General features: G+C 35.7%; 19 protein-coding genes, 1 tRNA gene and 2 pseudogenes. 1 reads left to right on the top strand and 21 read right to left on the bottom strand.

Annotated elements, in window-relative coordinates:
• A partial coding sequence (locus U9R23_04430; protein ID MEA3475669.1) for a right-handed parallel beta-helix repeat-containing protein occupies nucleotides 1–2,258 on the top strand: 2,258 nt, incomplete at its 5' end.
• A 1,023-nt stretch (nucleotides 2,259–3,281) separates the two neighbouring features.
• Here the strand turns inward: U9R23_04430 and U9R23_04425 are convergent.
• The 21 genes and pseudogenes from U9R23_04425 to U9R23_04325 all read right to left on the bottom strand — a co-directional run bounded on the left by U9R23_04425 (nucleotide 3,282) and on the right by U9R23_04325 (nucleotide 23,994).
• A complete protein-coding gene (locus U9R23_04425) occupies nucleotides 3,282–3,956 on the bottom strand; it encodes a hypothetical protein (GenBank protein ID MEA3475668.1) in 675 nt (224 codons plus the stop codon).
• 187 nt (nucleotides 3,957–4,143) lie between these two features.
• Nucleotides 4,144–4,491: a hypothetical protein gene (locus U9R23_04420; protein ID MEA3475667.1), complete on the bottom strand. Its 348-nt coding sequence runs from the start codon at nucleotides 4,489–4,491 to the stop codon at nucleotides 4,144–4,146.
• A gap of 38 nt (nucleotides 4,492–4,529) precedes the next feature.
• Entirely contained in the window at nucleotides 4,530–7,271 is a 2,742-nt protein-coding gene (locus tag U9R23_04415) for an N-6 DNA methylase (GenBank protein MEA3475666.1), read from the bottom strand.
• 388 nt (nucleotides 7,272–7,659) lie between these two features.
• Nucleotides 7,660–7,899: a GIY-YIG nuclease family protein gene (locus tag U9R23_04410; protein ID MEA3475665.1), complete on the bottom strand. Its 240-nt coding sequence runs from the start codon at nucleotides 7,897–7,899 to the stop codon at nucleotides 7,660–7,662.
• A 181-nt stretch (nucleotides 7,900–8,080) separates the two neighbouring features.
• Nucleotides 8,081–8,156, bottom strand: a tRNA-Ala gene (locus U9R23_04405).
• Between the two features lie 82 nt (nucleotides 8,157–8,238).
• A complete protein-coding gene (locus tag U9R23_04400; GenBank protein ID MEA3475664.1) occupies nucleotides 8,239–8,691 on the bottom strand; it encodes a hydrogenase maturation protease in 453 nt (150 codons plus the stop codon).
• A 318-nt stretch (nucleotides 8,692–9,009) separates the two neighbouring features.
• Nucleotides 9,010–10,470, bottom strand: a complete 1,461-nt coding sequence (locus tag U9R23_04395; GenBank protein ID MEA3475663.1) for a Ni/Fe hydrogenase subunit alpha — start codon at nucleotides 10,468–10,470, stop codon at nucleotides 9,010–9,012.
• 177 nt (nucleotides 10,471–10,647) lie between these two features.
• Nucleotides 10,648–11,649, bottom strand: a pseudogene (locus U9R23_04390) (oxidoreductase).
• Nucleotides 11,650–11,762: 113 nt separating this feature from the next.
• Nucleotides 11,763–12,134: pseudogene (locus U9R23_04385) on the bottom strand (four helix bundle protein).
• 156 nt (nucleotides 12,135–12,290) lie between these two features.
• Complete coding sequence (locus U9R23_04380; protein MEA3475662.1) at nucleotides 12,291–13,958, bottom strand: FAD-binding protein; 1,668 nt, start codon at nucleotides 13,956–13,958, stop codon at nucleotides 12,291–12,293.
• A 146-nt stretch (nucleotides 13,959–14,104) separates the two neighbouring features.
• A complete protein-coding gene (locus tag U9R23_04375; GenBank protein ID MEA3475661.1) occupies nucleotides 14,105–14,797 on the bottom strand; it encodes a 4Fe-4S dicluster domain-containing protein in 693 nt (230 codons plus the stop codon).
• An 81-nt stretch (nucleotides 14,798–14,878) separates the two neighbouring features.
• Complete coding sequence (locus U9R23_04370) at nucleotides 14,879–17,272, bottom strand: hydrogenase iron-sulfur subunit (GenBank protein MEA3475660.1); 2,394 nt, start codon at nucleotides 17,270–17,272, stop codon at nucleotides 14,879–14,881.
• A 147-nt stretch (nucleotides 17,273–17,419) separates the two neighbouring features.
• Nucleotides 17,420–17,863 carry a GxxExxY protein gene (locus U9R23_04365; GenBank protein ID MEA3475659.1) on the bottom strand — a complete coding sequence of 148 codons (444 nt, stop codon included), beginning with the start codon at nucleotides 17,861–17,863 and terminating at the stop codon, nucleotides 17,420–17,422.
• A 139-nt stretch (nucleotides 17,864–18,002) separates the two neighbouring features.
• Nucleotides 18,003–18,881, bottom strand: a complete 879-nt coding sequence (locus U9R23_04360; GenBank protein MEA3475658.1) for a CoB--CoM heterodisulfide reductase iron-sulfur subunit B family protein — start codon at nucleotides 18,879–18,881, stop codon at nucleotides 18,003–18,005.
• Nucleotides 18,882–19,036: 155 nt separating this feature from the next.
• Nucleotides 19,037–19,444 (bottom strand): 4Fe-4S dicluster domain-containing protein, encoded by a 408-nt coding sequence (locus tag U9R23_04355; GenBank protein MEA3475657.1) that lies wholly within the window; start codon nucleotides 19,442–19,444, stop codon nucleotides 19,037–19,039.
• A 2-nt stretch (nucleotides 19,445–19,446) separates the two neighbouring features.
• Nucleotides 19,447–19,983, bottom strand: coding sequence for a 2-oxoacid:acceptor oxidoreductase family protein (locus U9R23_04350; protein ID MEA3475656.1), 537 nt, complete (start codon nucleotides 19,981–19,983; stop codon nucleotides 19,447–19,449).
• Between the two features lie 156 nt (nucleotides 19,984–20,139).
• The gene (locus U9R23_04345; GenBank protein MEA3475655.1) at nucleotides 20,140–21,078 is read right to left on the bottom strand and encodes a thiamine pyrophosphate-dependent enzyme; all 939 of its coding nucleotides are present in this window, start codon (nucleotides 21,076–21,078) and stop codon (nucleotides 20,140–20,142) included.
• Entirely contained in the window at nucleotides 21,071–22,225 is a 1,155-nt protein-coding gene (locus tag U9R23_04340) for a 2-oxoacid:acceptor oxidoreductase subunit alpha (protein ID MEA3475654.1), read from the bottom strand. The genes U9R23_04345 and U9R23_04340 overlap by 8 nt, the downstream gene beginning before the upstream one ends.
• The gene (locus U9R23_04335) at nucleotides 22,209–22,541 is read right to left on the bottom strand and encodes a 4Fe-4S binding protein (protein ID MEA3475653.1); all 333 of its coding nucleotides are present in this window, start codon (nucleotides 22,539–22,541) and stop codon (nucleotides 22,209–22,211) included. Before U9R23_04335 ends, U9R23_04340 begins: the two co-directional genes overlap by 17 nt.
• A gap of 119 nt (nucleotides 22,542–22,660) precedes the next feature.
• Entirely contained in the window at nucleotides 22,661–23,224 is a 564-nt protein-coding gene (locus U9R23_04330) for a methyltransferase domain-containing protein (GenBank protein MEA3475652.1), read from the bottom strand.
• A 209-nt stretch (nucleotides 23,225–23,433) separates the two neighbouring features.
• Nucleotides 23,434–23,994: a Fe-S-containing hydro-lyase gene (locus U9R23_04325; protein ID MEA3475651.1), complete on the bottom strand. Its 561-nt coding sequence runs from the start codon at nucleotides 23,992–23,994 to the stop codon at nucleotides 23,434–23,436.
• Nucleotides 23,995–24,020: the final 26 nt, after the last annotated feature.

The raw sequence follows: 24,020 nt of genomic DNA, 5'->3' as shown, positions 1-24,020 counted from the left end.
CTTTTACAATTGGACAGAATGCAACGCTTTCATTCTGGTGCTGGTATGAATTTCCTAATTATGGAACTGATGGATTTTATGCTGAAATTAACGATGGTTCCGGATGGATAGACCTGGATTTTATTGGGAGTGGCGGAGCTTTAGGAACACTTACCACAGGAAACGATTGGCTTGAATATAACTATGATTTATCACAATATCCTGCGGGAACAGAATTGACTTTACGCTTCAGATTTGTAAGTGATGAAGGAGATGTTGCAGAAGGTGTGTATATTGATGATGTGAGAATTTATGAAAAATCTGATATAATTGTAGCAGAATTTTCAGCAGATGTTACTTATGGAATTATGCCTTTGAGCGTTCAATTTACTGATGTAAGTAATTCAGTCGTTGACTCAATAGTTGACTGGTTCTGGGAATTTGGAGATGGTGAAACAAGCACAGAACAGAATCCACTGCATATCTATGAAATACCGGGCAAGAAAACGGTATCTCTGACTGTTACCGATGCATGTAATCTTACTGCAACGAAAACAAAGATAAATTACATTGATGTGGCAACAGGTGGCGGCTATGTGGTCTATGTTAATCCTGATGGAAGCGGAGACTATACGAATTTGCACGACGGAATGGAAGCAGTTTATGATGGTGACACCTTACTTATTGCAGATGCGGTGTATTCTGGAATGCTAAATAAGAACATCTCATTTGATGGTAAAAATGTAACAGTAATTTCTGAATATGGACCTGAAAATTGCATTCTTGATGGTGAGAATGCTGGTTTTGCTTTTGAGATAAGTAATAATGATTTTTCTATTGTTAGTGGTTTTACCTTCACCAATTTTAATAATTTTGGAAATGGGGGCGGTATAAACTGCGAGAATGCATCTGCAAGAATAGAAAATTGTATATTTGAAAATTGTGTTTCTGAATCTGGTGGTGGAGCAGTTTTTAGTTCAAATAGTGAAAATCTATTCATTAATAACTGTGAATTTATCAGTTGTGGTGCAGCATCTTGCGGCGCTATTGGAACCGTCCAGAATAATAATTTAGTTATTGATAGTTGTAGTTTTAATGGAAATTCTGCTAATATTGCTGCTGGAATTTTTGTAGATTCAAATCCCTCAACATTAATTAAAAACTGTAGTTTTTCCAATAACAATGCTTCCAATAATGGAGGTGCAGTTTACATAACTGATTGTGATTCAGTTGCAATAATTGATTGTGATATTTCAGATAATTCAGCAGAATATGGTGGAGGAATATGCTCATATACCTGTAATTCACTTGAGGTAAGAAATGTGTTGCTATTGAATAATGAGGTTTCCCAATATGGTGGGGGACTCTATTTGAGTGAAGTTGGCCCTATTATTGAAAACTGCATTGTATCAGGAAATACTGCAAAACGCGGTGCAGGAATCTATCTTACTTCAGCTAATTCACAGGTTGTAAATTGTCTAATAACAGATAATTCTGCAACAAGCACCTCTGGAATTGGCGGAGGAATCTATTCAAATGCTTCAAATCCAGATTTTATAAATTGTACAATTGCAAATAACTCAGCAGTATCCTTTGCTGGTGGAATTTTTGTCTACAGTTCTACAGTAAATGTTCGGAATAGCATTTTCTGGGGAGATACTCCACAGGAGATATTTCCTCCTACAGCAGATTTAATCGCTGAATATTCAGATATTCAAGGTGGATGGTCCGGTGAGGGAAATATTGATGCAGACCCACTGTTTGCTGCTGGAGACCCGTTTGATTATCATTTGCAAGATATAAGTCCTTGTATTGATATTGGTTTGAATGATTATGTTATTTTGGACTATGATTTAGATAGAAATGTTCGCATCTGGGACGGAGATAATACAGGAACAGCAATTGTAGATATGGGCTGCTATGAATTTGGCGCTCCACCTGTGAGTGTAGAACCAGAGCCGGAACCACAATCTGTAATTACGCTTTATCAGAATTATCCTAATCCATTTGGTGCCTCAACAACCATTTCATTTCATTTAGCCACCGGTCTTCTCCGCCAGCCGGCGGATACGCCCCGGCAGGCACGAATAAAAATTTATAATGTGAAAGGACAACTAGTAAAAAAATTAAAAATTAGAAATTATAAATTAAAAATTAACGAAGTGGTTTGGGATGGAAAAGACGATAACGGTAATCAAGTAAGTTCTGGTATTTATTTTTATCAAATAAAAGTAAGTGGTAATTATTCTGAAATAAGAAAGATGGTGATTTTAAGATAAAAATAAAATTGTTATTACTTTGAGCGGTGGCCACAAAGGCTTAACGCTGGGTACAGAGAGATATATTTTTAAGGTGGTGAAGGTTTCCGAATGAACTGCCTCTGGCGGAAATGAATAAAATTGCTGTTCTGCAATAGGGACTGTGCTGGTTCAGATTTGTAATCTGAACCATTTGTTTTACAACCAATTAATCTCTTTGCCTTTATCCAAACTTTATGATTCAAGTTATAAACTTGAACCAGCATGCCGCATATAATATCTTTACATTCTCTTCTTGCTCAATTTTTTGTAAGCGTGTTACAATGACTTTTTTCACCTGAAAATCCCTTTATGGAGTAGCTCCCAATTTAATTGGGAGGTCTCTTGGCCGAATTCGGCAAGAGATACATTCTCCGTCCCGACGGGTCGGGACTCCGAAGGATGAACTTGCCGACTCCAAAAATAATCTGTGAAATTTTTGTTTTCCTTTGAGTCCCCAATGCGTCGGGGAGATGTATATTTCCCTTGAAAATCTCTTTTTTGGTCCATTGTCCGAGGAGCCGTCATGGATTCATCCTTCGTCCCGATTATATCGGGACTACGGAGCACAGACCATTCCATAATGAACCTACCACTGAATATCTTTTCCAAAGGATCTCCCGACAAGTCGGGATCTGTCCTCCAAATGAGGATCTGCCTATGGCATGACCTTGGGCATGATTTTAGCAAGCTCTTCTATAAGTGATATTCTCATTTTAATGCACCATCCTTAACAATTTTGTTATGTTTAGTTTATAAGATAAATAAATATATTTCATTTTTATATCGTTTTCTAAACAGATTATTCTCATTTATATGCACCAAAGTTAACAGTTTTGTATACTTTGGTGTATAGGGTTGAGAAATATATTTCATTTTTTATATGATCTATTATTATTTCTATAATATAAAAAATTTCTTAAGGTCTCCCGACAAGTCGGGATCTGCCGCTGGCATGATGCCACAGGTTTGACAAGCTATAAACTTGAACCAGCCTGAAGTATTTTAGGCACCAATATGTAATAAGGATTTTATTAATTTCAGAAATTCTTCCCAACCCAGTATTATTGAAATAATAGAACCAAAAAATTCAATAAATGCAATTAATACTGAGAAAGCCTTAAAAATAAAATTATCTGAAAGAGAATTTAATGTCGATTTATTAAATAGTCCGAACCAATGTAGTAAAGTGATGGGGAAAATGACTATTGTTTGGATACCTTCTCTAAACCAGATGATAGGATTTTTTAAGGATTTCATATGATCATTGTATTTATCATCTAAAATACCCAAATATCGAATAATTGCTTCTTGAATTGTGTCCCCGTAAAGGCTTACCATTTTTGAATTAAATGTCATATTCTCAAATGCATATCTTAGGTCAGATATCATATCTAGAATAATCTGATAATTTTTTATTGCAAAGTTTTGATATGGTGGTCTGTAAATTTTTAACACAGCAACTGTTCCCATTTCAGATTGTGCTTTAGATGATCTATGTATTAACCATCCATATGTTTTAGTGTCTTTGCCACTGCTAGATAAATATTCTCGAAATTTATTTAAAAATTCTTCTGCAAAACGGGATTGTTCAGTCAATTTTATTTTTGTGTGTAATAGCTTTACTAAACCAATTAAAAAAATAAGTATAAATATACCAAGAATAATTAATCTATTCATTCAATTAAAGTCTCCAATTAAAAGACAACAAACCCTATAGCGAATTTATCTATTTGTATATCTAACCATATGCTAAGGTGCTATTCTAAAACATCTGGTCAAACAAAAGTAAAAAACTAAAATTAGCTAAAAACCAAAAAATGACCTCAAACGAAGTACCGCTAGTTTCAGAGTATTTAATAGGCAACTACACTTTTGATTTACGTTTAAGTTTATACTTAATTTTATATTTTAACCAAAAGAAAAATAAAGGAATTGGTTTTAAAAGTTTGGTTTCACCTTTTTTATTTGTATAACGCACACCAATAGGTTCATTGATTTCTTCAATAAAATAAATTATAATTTTAGTGAGATAATAAAATGTTAAGATTGATATTATTGGAATTAAAGGCAATAATAAACAATTTTTCGTTGGTACTTTTAATGCAAACAAAATACCAAAACAAGAAGTATAAATTGCTATGCAGGCTGATGCGAAAATAATTATTCTTTTCAATTCTTTGAATTGAGACTTTTTGGTTTCTGATTTATCCATTTATTACTTTTAATTATATTGAGAACGCAGATTTTTTTTCATCTTTCCTGCTCAATTATTTTGATTTCTTCTCTAGTAAGTCCATAAAGTTTATAAACTTCTTGGTCAATTTTTTGGTCAAGCCTTTCTATTTTCTCTTTTAGCCGATTCCACTTATCTGTATTTTCTGAAGTTGCTTGCAATTCTTTATTGAGATTAAGCATTTGTTGTGATTTCTTGGCAACTTCTTCTTGCTCGTTCTTACTGGCTTGTGGAATTGGGAATATCGCAAGCTCTTTAACTTTAAATTGAGGAAATGTTTTACGCTGGAATTTATCAAAAGTGTTTGTAAACCAAAAGGTTGTAACACGAGAGTTCAGAACTGCTAAAATAAACAAAGGCTCAACATTCACAAATTTAAAAATAATCATGCTGTTAATGTCGTTTAATAAATATTTTTCTGTATAAACGGCATTGATAGAATAAGGAGGAGGAGAAGGTATTTGTCGCACTAAAATGCGTGGAGTTGTAAACAATTCTTCTTTTCTTTGTGCTGCTAAACATTTTCCATATTTCAACCACCAACCGCTCCAACTAATCTGATAACGTTTAACATCTCGTCCCTCAAGATATTTAACATAACTTTCATCAACTTTTTCTTTGCTATGATAAATTCTATTATTTTTCATTTTATCCGTTTGAACAGGATTTCCCTTTCCTGTTTCATAGGCTTTTAACCCAGCTTTAACTGTTGAATAAAGGCTCAACTGCTTTGATTTCTTTTCAATCTTTTTCAAAATCTTCATCTTTTCTTTATTTTTAGCTAAAGAAATGTTGATAATGTGATTATTGCTCCTAAAAAGATCTGGCAAGAATTTCCCCACAATTTCAAGTTTTCCTTCTCTAAATTCACCGAGAGTAACTTTGCTTCGTCTGCCTTTCTTGAAAATCAACAAACAATTATCAACATTTGCATCTTGAAATACTTTGTCGTAAATGTTTATTATTTGAAGACTTCCAGTTTGTTCAAGCAGGAATTTTCTTAAATTTGAAAAAGTATCAATCGTCAGCCATGTATTTGGAATAATGAAGCCAAAATATCCACCATCTTTTAGCAATTTATATGACCGATTAATAAACAAAAGATAAGTATTAAGCTGATATTCAGCAAGTTCATACTGGTCATAATAGTATTTTTTTACTTGATTGGAGAAACTTTTACCGCGAGCAAATATATACGGTGGATTCCCTATTACCACATCAAAACCACCTTGTTCATCTGCCTTTGTTGAAACTTTGGTAGGTAAAAATACCTCTTTAAATTTCTCATTCCAATTAAATGGTTTTTGCTTCTGCCATTTCTCGCCAAAATACGGCTCAAGACTTTCTGCATTGCCAGATACCAGAGAGTTTCCCATACGAATATTGTGCTGCAAAGTCGGCAGTTTTGCCCTTTGAGTAAGGACTTTTAAAAGCAAATTAAGCTGGGCAATTTCTACTGCTTGCTCGTCTAAATCAACACCGTAGATGTTATCTTTCAAAATATCAAACTTGGTAAACAAACTAATTTGTGGATTTTGTTTTTCTAATGTTTCCAGAATTTTGTCATAAGCGGCAATCAAAAAAGAGCCAGAACCGCAAGCAGGGTCAAGCACCTTGATTTTCGGAATATCCTTTCTCTTTGTTTTTCGTAAAACTTCGCCCAGTGTTTGCGTAACGATGGAATCCACAATATATTTTGGCGTGTAAAAAATTCCTTGAGATTTTCGTTTTGCTCGCTTTGCCTCTGCTGCTGATTTCTTTTTTACTTTTTTCAGCACATATCCTAAATACTGCTCGTAAATGCCACCCAACACATCAGCAGAAATAGCAGAAAAATCATATCTATAGCCATCTTTTGTTTTGTAAAGTCCTTGAATAATATCAATAAACACTTTGTCATCTGCTTCCCATTTTTCACTGTAATGGGGAGCAAACAGTTTTGAGTTGTAGCCGTCATCAAATTTGTGGAAGATTTTTACAAGTTGTTTATATAGGCTTTTTTTCTTTCCAGAACTTTTCCAACCTCTTAGAAGAGAAAGCAAAATATTTGGTTCTATGTTTCGGTCTTCTGCAGTTCGGATAAAAATTAAACGGTCAATGATTCTCTGCACACCTTCGTCTAATTCTTCTTCTGTGAGTTCATTTTTCTTTTTAAACTGTTTGGTAAGGCATCCACGCCAATTAGTTAGATCTTCAAAGAGTTTTTCACCAACCTGCTTTCTTTTTATGAGTTTACCCCATTTTTCCGCTTCTTTGGAGAGTAATCCTTGCTCAAAGCTTTCTTTTGATAAAAGATAGAGTTGGTTAAATCTATCTAAATAATTTTGCCAGGAAAGTTCAAAAAAGAGGTTATCAGAAAGTCCTTTGGGTGGTATCTCCGCATTGAAAATCTTGATACCTTCAAAGTCTGTAAGCACTGCCCAGGTTACACTTTTGTTCCAACTGTAGTTAATAGCTTGTTCTGCCCATTTCCATTCATCAAGGTCAATCTTTAAAGCCTTTGCTTCTAAAAACATTACTGGAATGTTGTTTATTTTAAAGGCGAGGTCAACCCTTCCTTTTGAAACATTTTCCTCAGTGGTAACCTCGTTTTCGTATTCAAGGTTTCGCATATCCCAGCCCAAAAACTGAAAAAAAGGCTCAATAAATTCATTACGAGTTTGAGCTTCGTTATATGATTTGACCTTACCTGCTTCTAAAAGTCGTTTGTATTTATCAATTAGTTTGGCGATTTGTTGTTTTGCTGTGTTTTTGTCCATAGTTATTCTTCATTGAAAATCTTCACCGCAGACCTGCCCGCCGCACAAGGCTTTGGCAGGCGGGGACACAGAGAACACAGAGAAAATTTGATAACTCTGACTCATCCCGATAAATCGGGATTCGTTCTCCTTTGTCTCCCGATGTATCGGGGACATGTATTTTTCATTAAGTTATTATTATCAATATCTCCAAATCCTATTCTAATTATGAAGCATAAGAGATTTAAAATAAAGAAATATTTTATAGAATTTTTTGTCAATAAAAACACTGTAGGTTTATGGCAAAACCCAGATTGCTAGAAAAAGCATGAAATCAAATGCATTCCCAAATTATATGGAATGACAGCGGAGAGGCTGGTTTTAAAGGGATGTTTTATTTTAATTTCATTTAGAAATGTTTTTTTGTAAAGGCATGTCCTGAACCAGATTTAAGATACTTCTCAAATTTCATAGCTTTTTCTCTATCAATGAAAGCGATATAAGTATTAATTTTCCAGGGTTTATATTTTGATGTGAATTTACAATTTCCTGAATTGTGAGCATTTAATCGTTTCTTCAAATCAGAGGTATAGCCAATATACTTTTTAGTTGGGACTGTTTTACTTTCAATTATGTAAGTATAATACATTATTTTTAACTAATAGTGTCTTCCTCCGTCAACTTATTCTACGCTGGAGCATTGATATAGAGAATATAGACTACGGAAGACATCTTTCACCCTGAATAATTGAATTTAGACTTCAATGGAATGAATAAAAAAAATATGGCTTGCCATCTGAAGCTCATTTATGAAATAAATGTGCGAAAGATGGTGGAGCTAACGGGGCTCGAACCCGTGACCTTTTGTCTGCCAGACAAATGCTCTCCCAACTGAGCTACAGCCCCACTAAATTCCTAAAAAAATTTCTTGTTATTTTATGTCAAATTTTGCATCTATTATAAAAAATTTAAAATCAGTAATTCAGTTTTATGTCAGATTTTGCTCTTTCATAATTTGTTGAACGGTTTTTGGAATTGCAGATTCAACAAGTTCTGTGCACTTCTCAGAAAAGGTTGAGGTGTCTTCCACTTCCATAGCATAGATTTCAATTTGTGAGGGGAGTTTTACATTTTCTTTTCTCACTACTTTAAAAGCTTCAAAAAGGCTAATATCATGAGGAGTTGAAAGATGGAGAGTTTTTGCAAAATCGTTTACTAAAAATTTATGAAGAGTTCCAGGTCTTGCTTTGCCAGTTTTTATTGAATCAATAATTATTAATCTGTCATAGCCAATAATTTCATCTATAATTCTAAAACCAGCCGCACTTGCTTCAGCCACATCAACATTTTTACATTTTTCTCCAATTTCTTTTGCGATACGAATTCCGACTCCATCATCAGTAAGAATCGGATTGCCAAGTCCAAGAAATAGTGTCTTCATACAAAATTAATAATTTTTCCGCCAAAGGTGGATCCTCCTTTGGAGGATAATTTAAAGTTTAGGTTCTCTTTTCATGCCAAAGGTCATGCCGAAGGCAGATCCTCCTTCGGAGGACAGATCCGCCTCTGGCGGGCAGATCCTTCGGACAAAATATGTGGAAAAATATAGAATTGGGCTTTCGTCACGGAATGGTCCGTGACGACTCTGCCGTGCTTCGGATGGCCTGTCTCGGCTTGGCCCGAGCCAAGACGGGCTACGCCCAGACAAGTGGACAGTAAAAAGGAGCCGTCAGGGGCCATTCCCTGACAGTGGCGAATTTCAGTCTCTCCTAATAGTTTTTATTATATTCCCAGCATTATTATGTATATTCACAATAAGAGGAGTTTTACCCGGCAAAGAATGAGTAGCACAGGCAAGGCAGGGGTCATAAGCTCGGAATGCCATTTCTACCATATTAAGCAAGCCATCATTAACTTTACTATTTTTTATAAGTTTCTGAGCCGCTTTTGCAATTGACATTGACATTCCAGCTGCATTCGCAACAGTTGCAACGAGCAGATTAACGGCAGTAACAATGCCATTTTCATCGGTTTTATAATGATGGAATAGAGTTCCACGAGCTGCTTCTGTTATACCAACACCTTCATTTGGAACCCCAGTAGGAAGATTACGAATATCTGGTGAAGTAATAGTTTTATCTTTTAATAACTCAACCATATGTTCAGCAGCATAGATTACTTCAATCAATCTTGCCCAATGGAAGGCAAGTGTATTATGAGCAGGTTTTCCGCCTAATTTATCATACATTTTTTCATATTTAACTTGTGCAATAGGAGTTGCCATGCCATTAGAGGCATTCAATCTTCCAAGAGGGGCAACGCGATACACACCGCTATTTTTCCCATCAACAAATCCTTTCCAACCAATTTTTTTAAGAAATGGAAATTTCATATAACTCCAGGGCTCAACATGTTCTGCAATGTATTTTAGATAATCTTTTGCTTCAAATTTTAGAATTTCCTTGCCTTCTGGGTCTACAACCCTAACCTTCCCATCATAGAAATTAACTTTGTTGTTTTCGTCTACTAAACCCATATAATAGGTCTTATGTTTATAAATATCTCCGACAATCAAATCCAAATATTTATCATTTTTAAGAACTATATCATTAAAGATTTTAATGGATTCTTGGGCAAATTCTAATGCTTGTTTTGCATACTTTAGGAATTCTTTTCTTTTTTCTTCAATTAAATTCTTAGAAACACCGCCGGGAAGTCCTCCAACTGGATGGATAATTCTGCCAGAAAGATGAGTTACAATTTCCCTGATTTTTCTTCTTGTGGCAATAACTTTTGTGCCGATTTCTAATCCGACTTTTCCAATAACACCAAGGATATTTCTTTCTTCCGGTGGAGCAGATGGGGTTACAATAAAGTCAGGTCCCCCTAAAAAGAAGAAGTGCAATAGATGGTCTTCCATAATATAAGCATCATAAACTAAATTGCGTAATTTTACAGCAGTTGGAGTTGGTTTTATATTATATACTGCATCAACAGTTTTAGTAGATGCCATATGATGTGCCATAGGGCAAACGCCACAAATACGGGGAGTTATTCTTGGCAGTTCTTCAACGGGCCTACCAATACAAAATTGTTCAAAGCCTCGTAACTCGGGTACTTGCAGATATGCATTACTAACATTTCCGTCATCATCAAGGAAGATTTCAATCTTGCCATGTCCCTCTAATCTGGTAATTGGATTTATGGATATTTTTTTCATAATTAATTATTTCTCCTTTTTTTCATAATGACTATATGAGATATGCAAAATAGATAATTTCACTTCATTTCTGGCTACGGCTTGCTTCTCTAATCAGTCTTGTCTCCAGATATATCGGGAGACAGAATTCCAGACGGAGGGGAATTATTTATTAGACTATTTTTCGTTTTTCTTCTATCAATGTTTATCATTCCTTTTCCTCATCAACAGTGATTTTGACAAAGAAAAGCGATAGAAAGTACCAGCTGGGTCAACAACTTGGGACATTAGTTTTTCTACTTCTTCCTCGCTCATATTTTCTTCACCCTCAAGACCGAGAATAGAGGCAAGAGCAGAAATCATCTTGGCACCTACATCTTTTACCTCAGAGATTGGTCCGTAACATCCACGACAGGACATATTAGCTTTAATGCATCTGCCATCTCCCTCTTCGCTGCATCCAGAGCGAGTTACTGGTCCCATACAAATAATTCCTTGTGCAAGGAAGCATTTTTCCGGGTCTGCCTCAACAAGAGAAATTCTATTTATCTTTTCTATTGATAATTTTTCCGGCTTGGTTTCATTAAGAGAGCAAGTTTCACATAAAGCTTTATTTGGAGCAAGGACTGTGCCTTTTGGAGGTAATTCACCAGATAAAATTGTATTGATAGCTTTCATCGTTAAGTATGGGGCTGGAGAACAACCTGGAAGATAATAATCCACATCAATAACCTAGTCAGTAGTCTTTACTGTGTTATGAAAGGCAGGCAAGGTTAATTCCCCTTCAGGCACTTTTGAAACTGTCTGAGGTGTGATTCCTTCTGGATTATCAATAGAGGGACAATTCTTGCCATAAGAAGAATTAAATATGGTTTCTCTATCCCAAAAATTAGCTAATCCTGGGATTCCTCCTAATTGTGAACAAGCTCCAAAAGATACAATTATTTTTGATTTTTCTCTAAGTAGTTTTGCCATTTCTTCTTGTTCATCTGTGCGAATAGCTCCATTTATGAATGTGACATCTATTTCATCTTTTTTCATTTTTCGTACATCAGCATATTTGAAATCCATAGCGCAGGGCCAGAAGACAATATTAACTGAATCAGCTACTTTAAGTATATCTTCATTTAAGTCAATTATGGCTTCTTCACATCCACCGCAAGAAGCACACCAATAAAAAGCTATCTTCGGTTTTGGCATTTATTCCTCCAATTTACAAATTCTAAATTCTAATTTCTATCCCCGATTTAATCGGGGACTAAACAATTTCAAAATTCTAATAACCAAAATTTAAAAAGTTCTAAAACTTATTGTTATTTTGCTTTGGCAACAATAGATCCAAATATTTTCATTAATTCAGTTGCTTCACCTATTAGAAATTTTCTCTCTTTTTCTTCTGCTTCATTTTTTACTTCACATAATTTTAACCAAAATGTACTTTCTTTAGATTCTTTGCGACAAATCTTTATCCGCATTAGAAAATCTTTTTTACTTAATGATTCATTTGCTTTTCACCCCGTTAGATAATTACTCCTTGTATTAAACCACAAGTTTATATACTTATTGGCAACAATTTTATTAATCTGCTTACCCATCATTAAGTTTTATCTAACGGGGCAAGTGTAATTTGCTCCAACAGAACTAGAAGATCTTATTAACTGCTTTCCATATTCTAAATTTGACATTGTTTTTGGTATTTTCTTAACTAAATTTCTAACCCTCTTAGCAATCCGCCAACTGGCGGACGTTCTTCTAAATCATAATGTTTATTATTTTGCATTTTAGTTCACAGGGTAAATTTGAACTTATTTCGGATTTAGAATTTCGGATTTAGAAATTTGTTATCTAAGCGTTCCTTCATAGTGGGCAGTATACTGTCTCTTTTTCACTGCTTCTGGAATATAGTCAGGTAGAACCATTGGGGAGATATTTTTCCTATCAATACCAAATTTTTCTACTTCTTTTTCATATTCGTAAACATGGTCTAAATTCAATTTGCCAAGTTTTGCACCTTTTGCATATTCTGTCGCATATTTACCAGCTCTTCTGCCAAATACTATTAAATCTAATTGTGAATTGCCCATTAATCTATTTCTACCATGCACCCCGCCAGAAGCCTCGCCAGCAACATAAAGTCCAGGCAACTTTGTTTCGCAATGGTCGTTTATTTCTATTCCGCCGTTTTGATAATGCAAAGTAGGATAAACGAGCATCGGCTCTTTTGTTATGTCCACATCAAAGCGACCAAACTGTCTTAACATAGCAGGTAGATTTTCTTTAATTGCTCCTTCGCCATTTATCTGTTCAATAAGTGGAGTATCCAGCCAGATTCCTACATTTCCAGATGGAGTTTTTATTCCGTTTCCTCTCTCTGTACATTCCCGTATGAAAGATGAAGCCTCTATATCTCTTGGTTCAAGAGGATATACAAAGAGTTCACCATTTTTATTTACAGGCTGTGCACCCATTCCGCGCAATTTTTCTGTGCATAGAAATCCCATAATTTGCAGTGGATATACAGCTCCGGTTGGATGATACTGGACAGAATCCATATATAATAAGTTTGCGCCAGCCCTATAGCCCATTACCAGACCATCTGCGGTAGCGCCGTAGTGATTTGTGGTTTCAAATCCCTGTATGTGCAGTCTGCCAAACCCACCTGTAGAAAGGATTGTAGCCTTGGCTTTAACAGTAAAATATTCTTTATTTTCAAGATGATAAAGGACCGCACCTGCGACGCGTCCATCACTATCTTTTATTAGCTCCACAGCAGGTTGATGTTCAAGGATTTTAATCTTATCAGGTCTGTTATAAACCTCATCACGCAGAGTTCTGCAGATAGCTGCACCAGTATAGTCTCTGGCAGAGTGCATTCGTGGTCTGCAAGTTCCACCACCCGATTTCGTAAACATTGTTCCATCAGGATTTCTATCAAACATAACCCCCATGTCTTGCAACCATTTTATTGCATCCGGAGCATCTGAAACCAATGCGTTAACTAACTCGGGTTTATTATCAAAATGACCTCCACCAATAACATCTAAATAATGTAAAACAGGTGAATCGTCAGGTCTGACTGCAGCTTGAATGCCACCTTGAGCCATCATTGAGTTTGAATCTCCAACTCTGAGTTTAGTAACGAGAATTACATCTGCCCCATTTTCTGAAGCAAGTATAGAAGCAGAGAATCCTGCAGAACCAGCACCTATTACCAACACATCCGTCTCATAATCAGGATGGGATAAATCAAAGTCTGCTGGATTAATTCTTGAGTAGGTCTCAAGAAGTTCAGCTACTTTTGTTGTTATTCTTTCTCCTTTATTTGGACCTATTCTTATTTCCCGTCTTGCATTTGTTTTGTAATCTGGGTGAAATTTGTTTAGAACTACATCCCTTTCTTCTGCGGACATACGAGGGAATAATTGCTTTCCTGACTTTGCTAATTTTAACCTTGCAGGTCTTGTTCTCTCAACATTTTTTATTGATTCTTGCATATATTCTGGATACATAGCCTCTCCTAATTAATAATTTTTTTTAAAGATTTATAAAAATTAAAAGGTTCGTATAGATCTTAAAATTTTTGCAAAATTTAGCATTTCCAATCCTTCCCCGATGAATCGGGATCCCGACAGGTCGGGACAATCTTTCATTAAATCTATCCGAGTTTTATTTCTCTTTCATAATATAATTTTTTTATTTTTTCTTTGTCTGTTCTCATTAATTTTTCAAGTTCTTTATCAAATTTTCTTTCAGCGATTTCTTTCACACGGGGTTCAAGGTCAGGACTTTTTTTGAGGAGATACCTTCCTGTAAGGCGACGAGCTAAAATTCCGGCATTGTATTGTACAATTTCAGAGGGACATCTTAATGCACAAAGTCCACAGCGAATGCAATCAAATGACAAATCTGCTGCCTTTGCAATATCTCCTTTTATTAATGCTTGAACATAGTCCATAACCTCTATATCTTGTGGGCAGGCTTTAGTGCAAGTATTACAAGATACGCAACGGAATACAGTTGGATAAAGTGTTTTAATAGAATCAATATCAGGCGTTAGTTTTGTAATGTCATAGATAGGTTTTTCAGCAGGCACAAATGGTATCTGTGCGATATACATTCCGTCAGAAACCACAGTTTGGCAGGCAAGACCTGCCTGTAATTTATAGTCACCTTTTTCACGATATAGGGTTGCACAAGCGCCGCAAAAGCCTTCTCTACAGCCAACACCAGTTGTTAATTGAAATCCGGCATATTCCATTGCAGTAACAATAGTTGAGCCAGCAGGCACATCAAAGCCCTCGCCCAAAATATAGATTTTAACCATTTTATCTTTTTCTGACTCTGACATTATCAATCCTCCATATAAATTTTCTTTATAAAAACTCGGAAGAATTTATCAATTTCTTATCTTTGCTAACAGAAATTTATTCTAATTTAAAGTCTTCCAATTTTCTGACTGGACCGGACCCTGCTTTTTAAGATATTCAACAAATGTATCTACGAAACCAGCGAATCCTTTTGCTTGTCTTCCTGCATACCATTCTAATTTTATTCTCTCAGGATTTAGTCCTGCCTCTTTTATTTTATTTTTAAGAGCATCTACTCTTTCTTTTGTTTTCTTACTTGCTCCAGGATAAGGTGATTCACCCGGATGACTTCCGCTGATAAGCACGCCATCAGCACCATTTTTTAAAGCATATAAAATGTGCTTGTCGTCTAACATTGAAATTGAAAGAAGTCTAATTATTAAAGCATTTGGTTTATATTCCATTCTTCCAATACCAGCAAGGTCTGCGGCCTGATAAGCACCAATATTACTAAAAAAGCACACAATTTTAGGCTCAAATTCTTTACCTTTTACAATCTGCTTATCCTTCTCTAATATGCCATCTATCATATTATAGATTTGCCGGTCAGAGAGGTTCTTTTGTTCTAATGCATCCTCAGGGCATTCTGGAATACAAAAGCCACATCCTTTACATTTCATTTCATCAATTACCGCGATATTTTGAACTTTATCAATAGTAATTGCATCAAAAGGACATTTCTTAACACAATCTCCACATCCGGTACATTTTTCAACATCAACTTTCACAACAACTGGCGATTTTTCTATAGTATCATGTGCCAATAATGATAACGCTTTTGAAGCCGCCCCAGAGGCCTGTGCAACAGTTTCAGGTATATCTCTTGGCGCCTGGCATGTTCCGGCAAGGAAAAATCCAGGATTAACGGTTTCTACCGGTCTTAATTTAGGATGTGCTTCTGTCAGAAATCCAGATGTTCCTTCTGAAAGATTAAGTTTTCTTGCCAGTTCATCAGTTCCAAAACTTGGTATCATTCCTAATGCGAGAACTACCATATCCACTTTTGCTTCAATTTTCTTGCCGGAGAGAGTGTCAAAAGCATTGATAATCATCTTACCATTTTCTTTATAAATACGGGAGACCTTACCTCGGATATAAACTAACTTTTGCTCCAATTGAGCTGTTTGAATAAACTCTTCATAATCTTTTCCAGTAGCTCTAATATCAATATAAAAGATATATGACTGTCCATCCGGCACCTTATTTTTAAACATCTTTGCCTGTTTGGCTGTATACATACAGCATATTTTTGAGCAATGAGAAAGATGTCTCTCCGGGTCCCGTGATCCAGCACATTGGATAAAAGCAATTTCCTTTACCGGCTTTCCATCCGATGGTCGTAGCATTTTTCCACCTGATGGACCAACCGCAAAGATAAGTCTTTCAAACTGCAGTCCACTAACCACATCTGGATATTTTCCATAACCATATTCTCCGATATTTTCCATAGGATATAAATCATATCCAGTTGCAACAATAACTGCCCCAACATCTTTTTCAATAATTTCATCTTTTGCGTCATAATTGATAGCATCTTCCTTACAGGCATCTTTGCATTTCCCACAAGCAATAGGGTTTAATCCCAAACAATTATCAATATCCAATGTATATGTATATGGAATCACCTGTGCAAACGACATATAAACTGCTTTGCGATATGAAAGCCCTTCCTCGTATTCATCCGGAACAAGTACTGGACAAACATCTATACAATCCCCACAACCAGTGCATATATCAGGATTTATATATTGTGCTTTTCTCTTAATTTTGACCTTAAAATTACCCACAGCACCATCAATTGATTCTATTTCGCTATTAACGAAGAGGTCAATATTCTCACTCTGGTCAACTTGAACCATTTTGGGTGTTAAAATACATTGCGAGCAATCAAGAGTTGGAAAGGTTACTGATAATTGAATCATATGCCCACCAATATATGGTCTCCTTTCCACTAAAAAAACTTTATGTCCTGCATCAGCAATGTCCAATGCCGCTTGTATCCCGGCAATTCCAGCACCTATTATTAACACATTCTTATTTGTCGGTGAAGATATTGGGTATAATGATTCATTCAATTTTAGCTTTTCAATCATAGATTTTATGATAAGAATTGCTTTTTTTGTACCCTCTTCTTTGTTAGAATGAACCCAACTGCATTGCTCACGAATATTGGCTATTTCACATTGATATGGATTTAATCCGGCAGATGCGGCCGCTTTCCTAAAAGTTGCTTCATGCATTGTGGGTGAACAACTTGCTACAATTACCCCATCCAATTTTTTCTCTTTTATTGCATCTTTTATAATTTTCTGCCCGGGGTCAGAACACATAAAAGTATAATCAGTGCTATAAACAACTCCGCTATAATTGCCGATTTCTTTGGCAACCCTTTCTACATCAACAGTATCAGCAATATTTTCACCACAATGGCAAATAAAAACTCCGATTCGTTTCATTCTATCCTCTTATATATTTAGCCACTAAGAACACTAAGAAATACGAAAGGTTAAAATATTTTTTTTAGCCAACCAAGAACACTGAGAAATACGAAAAGCTGAACTGTTCTGATATATGAAAGTTATCACCAAGTTTGACAGTTTCTTTTAATCTTTTAGCGATTCTTCGCGTTCTTCGTGGCTTATATGATCCTTTTTGTTTTCAATAAATGTTCTGATGTACCTTTTCCATTCCAATTTTCCATGACTACCAAAATTAATTAATATTCCAACTTTTATTCCTGTTGCCTTTAAATAATTTATTATCTGAGCTTCTTCTACCTTTGTTAATTTAGGTATACACTTAAATTCAACTATGATTTTGTCATATCCAATGTAATCAGCTATAAACTCTTTTTTTAATTTTTGGTTTTTATAGTAAACCGATATCTTAACTTGCGTTTCGTATGGTATCTGTCTTTTGCTTGATTCAATTACCATTGCTTCTTCATAGACTGATTCTAAGAATCCCGGACCAAGTTCTTTATGTATTTCAATTGCTGCCCCTATTATTCTGTAGACTTCTTTCGCATATAACAAGTCTTTGTTCATTTTTTTAGCCTTACTTTGCGTCCTTACTTGCTTACATCAAACTTTTTCTAATAATGGTTTTGATATATTGAAGCAAGAAGCTATCACCAATTTGACCGTTTCTTTTAATCTTTTAGCGATTCTTCGCGTTCTTCGTGGCTTATATTAAACCTTTTTCTTTTAGTAATGGTTCAGGATTAACATAATGAAGTTTTGTCCAATTTTCATCCCAGCCACAGCCTAATGCAATAGACATCAATTCTGTAAAGTAAAAGACAGGGATATGTTCAAATTCTACAAATTCTTTTGCGGTTTCTTTCTGTCTTTGGTCAAGATTAAACGCACATAATGGGCAAGATGTAACTATTGCTTCGCATCCTGCCCTTCTAGCAGAATTGATTATCTCATAAGTTCGCATAGCAGTTACATCTTTTTTTGTTACAGTTTGGTAAGCACCACAGCATTCCAGACGATATGGAAATTCAATACCATCTGCACCTAATAATGTAAGCAAGTCCTCAATAATGCTTGGGTCTTCAAAATCATCTATTGCAAATTCTTTTGGCCTTACAAGAAAACATCCGTAATATCCCCCAATTTTTAGCGAGGATAACGGCTTTTTGACTTTCTCTTTTATTGCATCAAAAGTTACTCTATCACGAAGTATGCTTAAAAGATGATGAATATCAACTGTTCCTTTATAACGGATGTTTTCTTTATACATCAGGTCATTAACCTTGTTTAGATTCTCTTCATCTTCAGTAATGAATTGTTTTGCTCTTTTCAAAGTATTGTAGCACATACTACATAGAACTATCAATTCCTTCAGATTTTGTTCTTCGGCTCGTAAAAGATTGCGAATTGCACCTAATTGGAGCATCAGGTCATCACTTGTCATTGAAAATACAGTGCCACAGCAGACCCAATTTTCCATCTCTTTTAATGGATAATCTAAAACTTCCATTACTCTCATTGCAGAATCTTCAAAATTCTTTGCATTTGTTTTTAATGTGCAGCCGGGATAATAAGGTAGATTCATAATTTTTTCCTTGTAGTTATGTTTGCCACGGAGACACAGAGGCACAGAGAATTATTTAAAATTAATATTCAATATTTCCACAATGCTTATTTTTCTTAAAATGGAGCATATTTAATTATCTTACTCTGTGTTCTCCGTGCATCTGTGGCGTTTCTTTATCCTGTCATTTTTCTAAATGCACCAACCAAAGCAATCGGAGGCAGTTCTTTTAGGTCTTTCTCGGCAATTTCATCAGGATTTAATGGTGCCAGTCTTTTTCGCAAATTTATTGTGCGGAAAGCTTCCATAACTTTTGCAACATCAATTCCTTTTGGACATCGGGTTGAGCACTGCAGACAAGCAGAACATATCCATATTGTTTCACAGTTTAAGATTTCCTCAGTTGCTCCTAACTGAGCAAGGCGCATAATTTGATGTGGAGCAATATCCATATAATCAACAACAGGGCAACCTGCCGAACAGTTTCCGCATTGATAGCATTCAAATACATTTTGTCCGGATATTTCCTCAACCTTTTCCACTATATCATCTTTTATATTTTTTCCTGTAATTTTATATGCCATAGTTAATCCACTTTATATTCCAATCCAATCTGAAATGCCGTTAAATTCAAATCAACAAATTTTTGCGGAACGGATTCTTTTATGGATTTTTTCATTGCTTCAGGTGTAGCAATTTTGGCTTGAGTAGTTGCAAAGCCAAGCATCACAATGTTAGCCACGATAGTTTTGCCTAAATTTTCTGCTATTCTTGTGGCTGGTATTGGTTTTGGTATTACCTTTGTATTAGATTTAAGATGTGTGACTAAGTCTGAGTCGTAAAGTAAAATTCCATCTTTTTTTAAAATTGGGAAGAATGTATCATATCCTTCTTGGGATAGAGCAATTAATACATCTGCGGTATCTACAAGCGGATAGTCAATTTCATAAGAAGATATAACCACTTGAGAACTACAAGCACCACCTCTTGCCTCGGGTCCATAGGCTTGTGTCATAGAAGCATGCTTACCATCATAGATTGAAGCAGCTTTACCCACAATATATGCAGAAAGAATAATACCTTGTCCACCAAAGCCAGATATTTTTACTTTAAGTTCATTCATAAATTACTCCTAATCTGAATAAGCAAGAGCCAATCCTGATATATCGTGATGAAATTATTTAGAGATGACATCATTTTTAATATAGATGCAGGATACCACAATTTTATTGGTATGGAACTAAATACTCAATATTTTTATAGAACGTTTGTTGAGCCTTTATTCCATAGATTTGCTTTTTTTGGTTACTTTTTGTCTCAATTTTCTTTGCATCTCTTCCCATTCTACCTCTTTTTCTACTTTACTTTTGATTCCACTTTGGACATTTTCCCAGAATGTTGGTTTATCTTCATTTATAAATTCACCACAGATAATCTTACCGTCCATATCTATTGGGATTTTAGTTGGATCAGCAGAGTGATCAATAATTGATCTTTTCTGGAATTCTTTAAGTAAATCCAGTCCTGTTCCGCCCATATTTCTTCTTGCGAATACCGTTGCACAAGGTGATACAATTTCAATAAAGCAAAATCCTTTCTTGTTTGCAGCTTCGGCGATAGAATCCGTTAATCTTCTTAAATGTAATGCGGTCCATCTGGCGACATAGGATGCACCCGAGGCAGCAGCAACTCCAACTAAATTGAATGGTTGCTCATAATTTCCATAAGGAGCTGTGGAACTATATGCCTTTAATGGAGTTGTCGGTGCATTCTGTCCACCAGTCATTCCATAGATAAAATTGTTTACACAAATTACATTAATGTCTACATTTCTTCTTGCAGCATGAATGAGATGGTTGCCACCAATAGCAAATAAATCACCATCTCCGGAAAAAACAACAACAGTTAAATCTCTATTTGCTAATTTCATGCCTGTTGCAAAAGGGATTGCTCTACCATGCGTAGTGTGATAGGAATCAAGTTTAATATATCCGGCTACTCTTCCTGTGCAGCCAATACCAGAAACGACTGCAACCTTATCAAAATTGACATCAGCTTTAATTAATCCTTCTACAAATGCAGTTAAACAGGAGCCAAGTCCACATCCAGGGCACCAGATATGTGGCATTCTATCCATTCTGAGCAGGTCTTCCATTGGATGGTGCTGTTCTTCATCGGAAGGTCGTTCTACTATTGCTTGCATATTTTCATTATTCATAAGCCACCTCTTCAATAGCCTTGATTATATCATTGAAATTGTGAATCCCTCCACCAGGATGTGTTATTGATTTAGTAGTTACATATTTTGCAGCACAACGCTCAACTTCCAGAACAATCTGTCCTAAATTTATCTCAGGCACGACAAACCCTTTCACCTTTTGTGCTAATTTCCTTATTCTTTTTTCAGGGAATGGCCAGACTGTTATAAGTCGTAATAATCCAACTTTTATACCTTTCTTCTTTGCTTTTTCAATAGCTGGAACAACTGTTCGCGCAGTGATTCCATAAGCAACAACAACTACATCAGCGTCATCAATATCTCTTTCTTCAAGCATGATAATTTCATCTGCATGTTTCTTTATTTTTTCAACAAGGCGGGTAACACATATTTTTTGGCATTCTTCTGTCATAACAGGGTAACCTCGTTCATCATGCGTAAGCCCAGTTGTATGATAACGATATCCATCACCTGCCTTTGCGAACTCTGGAATTAAATCTTCCACAACTTCATAAGGGAGGTAATCCTTGGGCTTTTTCTTGGTGTATTTTCTTTCAACCAGTTTAATTTCTTCAACGGGAGGAATAACCACTTTTTCTGTCATATGACCGACAATAGCATCTGACAATATAAAAACAGGGAGACGATATTTTTCAGCATAGTTGAATGCAACAATAGTCAAATCAAAAAATTCTTGTGGTGATTTTGGACAAAGTGAGATACTTCCATAATCACCATGAGAGCCCCAACGAGCCTGCATCATATCTGCTTGCCCCCAGGATGTAGGCAATCCAGTAGAAGGCGAGCCCCGTTGAACATTTACCACAACGCAAGGAACTTCCATCATCATACCAAGCCCGATGTTTTCTAACATAAGAGAAACTCCAGGTCCAGAAGTAGCAGTCATTGATTTTACACCTGCCCAGGATGCACCAAGAATAGAAGACATTGATGCGATTTCATCTTCAAATTGGATAAAAACGCCATCTAAGAGTGGTAAACGGAATGCCATTCGTTCAGCAATTTCAGAAGCTGGGGTAATAGGATATCCGCCAAAAAAGCGACATCCTACAGAAAGTGCTCCTTCTGCACAAGCGATATCACCCTGCATAAAAAATTCACCGTATAGTTTACTTTGCTTGAACAATTTTTTCCTCCTTTCCACCAAAAGTACCTGGCTGAAGTGGATGGTCCCCAGTCGGAGTTTCTTTTAATTCAGTAACAAAAATCGCAAAGTCAGGACAGATTAGTTCGCAAAGCCCACAAAAGGTACACATCTCAGGTTTTGCAACTTTTGGTGGATGATATCCTTTTTCATTAAATTCTTCTGAGACTTCTAATACATCTCTTGGGCAATATTCAATACAAAAGTTACAGCCTTTGCATCTCTCTTTGATGATATGGATTTCACCTGAAACGATTTTTGGCTTTTCTTTACCAAACGGTTTTTCCCAATATTTCATTAAAAACTCCTAACAATTTGATACTTGTCCCGATTTCAATCCCGATTTCAATCGGGACAAGGTCGGGAAAACTTGATACTTGAATAAAATATGTATTTGTTGATTTAATTTATTTTTCATTACTTTGAATAAATAGTAAAGTGCTGTTCTGGTAAAAAATCAAATTCCTTTTCCAATGAATATCCTGCGTCTTTCGTTTCCTGTATAATAGTTTTCTTAAGGACATAATGCCCAAACATTCCACGAAAAGTGAAAAATTTACCCTCCTTATATTCTATAATAATTATCTTGCCACCTGGTTTTAGAAAATCTTTTAAATTTGTAAAATACTTTATTCTATTTGGTATATGATGGGTGACATTACGCATAAATATAAAATCTAAACTTTTTTCAGGTAAATTTAACCTATCTTCTATGGAAAGAGTTGGTATAATATTATTTAATCCCTTTTCTTTAGCAGCATTCTTAATAAACTCTAAAAATTCTGGGTTTGTATCGGCTGTGTAAACTTTACCTTTTTCTCCTACTAATTCGGCAAATCTTAGAGAAAAGTAGCCTCCACCCGCTCCAATATCAGCAATATTCAGCCCGGGTTTTAGTGCTATAGCTTCTATAATTTGATCGGACTTGCTTTTGGGCTTAGAAGCTTTTCTATTAAACATCTTTGCCTGAAAGTTTTTCATTTTTTCACCTCGCAAATTAACATATTTAAGTCAATTGCGTATAACTCTTTCATCTTTCTACTTATATTCAAAATTATTCATCAAGTATTCCGCCTTCGCTATGCTTCCACCCTCCGTCCCGAAAAAAGTCGGGACTGCGGAGGACGGGTCGGTGGACAGGCAAGTTTCAAGTTTTCCCGACCTTGTCGGGATCCCGATTGAAATCGGGACTAATTTCTAATTTCATATTTAGCTACACCTTCCTTATATAAATCATTTCCATAGATATCATTTGCAACGATGCAGGGAAAATCTTCAACTTCTAATTTTCTAATAGCTTCTGCACCCAAATCTTCATAAGCGATAATTTCTGCTTTTTTGATAGATTTTGCGATGAGTGCTGCTGCACCGCCAACCGCAGCGAGATATACAGCTTTATTTTTCTCCATAGAATCAATCACATTTTGTCCTCTTGGTCCTTTGCCAATTGAAGCCTTAAGTCCTCTTTCTAATAACTGAGTAGTTAATGAGTCCATACGATAACTTGTTGTAGGTCCCGCTGAACCAATCGGTTTACCTGGCGGTGCTGGTGCAGGACCGACATAATACATTACCTGTCCCTTCAATTCAATTGGCAATTCCTTACCCTGTTCAATCAAATCCACCAATCGCTTATGAGCTGCATCTCTGCCTGTATATATTATTCCTGAAAGCAAAACCGTATCACCAATATTTAATTTGCTTACATCCTCATCGGTTAAAGGTGTTGTTAATTTTACAGTTTTTGGCATTTTTCCTCCATGGATTCTAATAAATA

The organism is Candidatus Cloacimonadota bacterium, assembly GCA_034722995.1.
In the GTDB taxonomy this organism is placed as follows: Bacteria; Cloacimonadota; Cloacimonadia; order JGIOTU-2; family JGIOTU-2; genus JAGMCF01.
The sequence above is the reverse complement of the archived record's forward strand: the minus strand, read 5'-3'. Positions and strand labels throughout refer to the sequence as shown.

Excerpts from the sequence above, each read along its gene's own strand:
- U9R23_04425 (MEA3475668.1), bottom strand. The coding sequence starts at position 3,956 with ATGAATAGATTAATTATTCTTGGTATATTTATACTTATTTTTTTAATT.
- U9R23_04420 (MEA3475667.1), bottom strand. The coding sequence starts at position 4,491 with ATGGATAAATCAGAAACCAAAAAGTCTCAATTCAAAGAATTGAAAAGA.
- U9R23_04415 (MEA3475666.1), bottom strand. The coding sequence starts at position 7,271 with ATGGACAAAAACACAGCAAAACAACAAATCGCCAAACTAATTGATAAA.
- U9R23_04410 (MEA3475665.1), bottom strand. The coding sequence starts at position 7,899 with ATGTATTATACTTACATAATTGAAAGTAAAACAGTCCCAACTAAAAAG.
- U9R23_04400 (MEA3475664.1), bottom strand. The coding sequence starts at position 8,691 with ATGAAGACACTATTTCTTGGACTTGGCAATCCGATTCTTACTGATGAT.
- U9R23_04395 (MEA3475663.1), bottom strand. The coding sequence starts at position 10,470 with ATGAAAAAAATATCCATAAATCCAATTACCAGATTAGAGGGACATGGC.
- U9R23_04380 (MEA3475662.1), bottom strand. The coding sequence starts at position 13,958 with ATGTATCCAGAATATATGCAAGAATCAATAAAAAATGTTGAGAGAACA.
- U9R23_04375 (MEA3475661.1), bottom strand. The coding sequence starts at position 14,797 with ATGTCAGAGTCAGAAAAAGATAAAATGGTTAAAATCTATATTTTGGGC.
- U9R23_04370 (MEA3475660.1), bottom strand. The coding sequence starts at position 17,272 with ATGAAACGAATCGGAGTTTTTATTTGCCATTGTGGTGAAAATATTGCT.
- U9R23_04365 (MEA3475659.1), bottom strand. The coding sequence starts at position 17,863 with ATGAACAAAGACTTGTTATATGCGAAAGAAGTCTACAGAATAATAGGG.
- U9R23_04360 (MEA3475658.1), bottom strand. The coding sequence starts at position 18,881 with ATGAATCTACCTTATTATCCCGGCTGCACATTAAAAACAAATGCAAAG.
- U9R23_04355 (MEA3475657.1), bottom strand. The coding sequence starts at position 19,444 with ATGGCATATAAAATTACAGGAAAAAATATAAAAGATGATATAGTGGAA.
- U9R23_04350 (MEA3475656.1), bottom strand. The coding sequence starts at position 19,983 with ATGAATGAACTTAAAGTAAAAATATCTGGCTTTGGTGGACAAGGTATT.
- U9R23_04345 (MEA3475655.1), bottom strand. The coding sequence starts at position 21,078 with ATGAATAATGAAAATATGCAAGCAATAGTAGAACGACCTTCCGATGAA.
- U9R23_04335 (MEA3475653.1), bottom strand. The coding sequence starts at position 22,541 with ATGAAATATTGGGAAAAACCGTTTGGTAAAGAAAAGCCAAAAATCGTT.
- U9R23_04330 (MEA3475652.1), bottom strand. The coding sequence starts at position 23,224 with ATGAAAAACTTTCAGGCAAAGATGTTTAATAGAAAAGCTTCTAAGCCC.
- U9R23_04325 (MEA3475651.1), bottom strand. The coding sequence starts at position 23,994 with ATGCCAAAAACTGTAAAATTAACAACACCTTTAACCGATGAGGATGTA.